Raw genomic sequence first — 1,475 nt, forward strand, 5'->3', positions numbered from 1 at the left:
GACGGCACCGCCGAACCCGAAAACCAGGCCAGCGAAATGGAGCAGCCGTAGAAGCGTGCGGATATAGGATACTAGGTCCGGCGCCAAACTCAGCGAGAAATCCATACCGCTCAACTTCCCCCCGAAAACGCGCAAAGATTCCTTCACGCCCGCGATAGCGCGTCGCTGCGCACGAACGATCGACATTGTTTGATTTGCATTCAGGCATCCGACGGGACCGGAAAATCCGACGTCGGATGGGCTGCTGTCTATTAAATCATGAGCGTAAGTGTCAAGTATGAAATGTAAAGACGCCAGCGATTTCGGAGTGGCTGCGTCAGGGGCAGTCGGCTGATGCGCGGCCTCAATCAAAACTGCCGCTGCCTGCTCAACCTGCGCGGCCGCATGGTCGACCTGTTTGATCTTCTTCGCCAACCGGTCGTGGAGCATCGCAAGCCGCGCAGCGTGGTAGTCGGCGCTTCGCTTTTGGCCGTCCGAGTTGAGGGGTTCAAACAACATGGTGACGGCTTCTCCCAAAACCACAAGTTCAACCATTATGATGCCGCATCCTCCCGATTGGCGATCACTTCAAAAGGAGAGCAGCGGCATATCCCTTTGGGGATGGAATGTCGCGCCTCCGCCTACCTACCCGATGCCTCAATAATGGGCGGTCGGGCGAATCTTCAGGAAGCGAGTCCGCGCGTCGATCACTCGCGACTGTGCGGATCTGATACCGCCGCACAACGCAAGGCTCAGACCGACACCGCAGTCCTCATCGAGCAATTCATTTGCACGATTGATCGAGCGCTCGGCTCGTCGCCCGCGCTGTCTGGCCAAGGCCGGTTTGAAGTTCAGGATTTCAGCCATCGGTCCGCTTCCGTTTGCTTTGCGGTCCCTTCATTTTGAAGACGGGCTGATGCGCGGCGTGCACAAATACCGCGACCTGCTCGACCTCGGCAGCCTTGCGGTTGGCAATCCGCCTCATGAGCCGACCGCGCAGCATCGCCAACTGCGCGGCACGATGGCGATCGATGCGCTTGTTGCCGCGCAGGTCACCAGGACGGAGAATCAACATGCTTTCCAACGGCGCCCCAGAGCGTTTTGTTCCGGCTTTGCCGGCGCGACCACAGTGTTGCCGTCGGGCGAACGCGGCCCGCGGAAAGTTGCGATAGGTTTTGTCCACGATGGGGGTGGAGGTGCGCGTCGAGTTGGAAGCCTTTCCTTCTCCAGATGTACGCTGTTGGGCAACGTTCTGACCGTTTCCAACGAGGCCAATTCGGCCGGCGTGCCACGACAGGCGTCAACGGCCACCGCCGGGACGTATCCTGGAGTTCCTGCTCGATCCGCTGAAGGAGATGACCGATGAGGCGTTCCATGAGAGGTTGACCTGCCAATTGCGCCGCAAACATGCCTTGGCAGAGCGAATTTCGAACGCAACTGTATATGATATCATCGAATATTTCTTCCACGGATACACAGGGAGGTCTTCTATGAAG

Annotated in this window: 3 protein-coding genes; all 3 read right to left on the bottom strand. The window is 58.3% G+C overall.

All coding sequences use genetic code 11. The annotated features are described in order from the left end of the window. Positions 1–534: hypothetical protein (locus EOA33_RS35500; RefSeq protein ID WP_127407706.1), on the bottom strand; the 534-nt coding region annotated here is incomplete at its 3' end. 102 nt (positions 535–636) lie between these two features. Then, positions 637–846, bottom strand: coding sequence for a hypothetical protein (locus EOA33_RS35505; RefSeq protein ID WP_127407707.1), 210 nt, complete (start codon positions 844–846; stop codon positions 637–639). Next, the gene (locus tag EOA33_RS35510) at positions 839–1,162 is read right to left on the bottom strand and encodes a hypothetical protein (protein WP_127407708.1); all 324 of its coding nucleotides are present in this window, start codon (positions 1,160–1,162) and stop codon (positions 839–841) included. Before EOA33_RS35510 ends, EOA33_RS35505 begins: the two co-directional genes overlap by 8 nt. Between the last annotated feature and the right edge of the window lie 313 nt (positions 1,163–1,475).

The organism is Mesorhizobium sp. M4A.F.Ca.ET.050.02.1.1, assembly GCF_003997725.1.
Classification (GTDB): domain Bacteria; phylum Pseudomonadota; class Alphaproteobacteria; order Rhizobiales; family Rhizobiaceae; genus Mesorhizobium.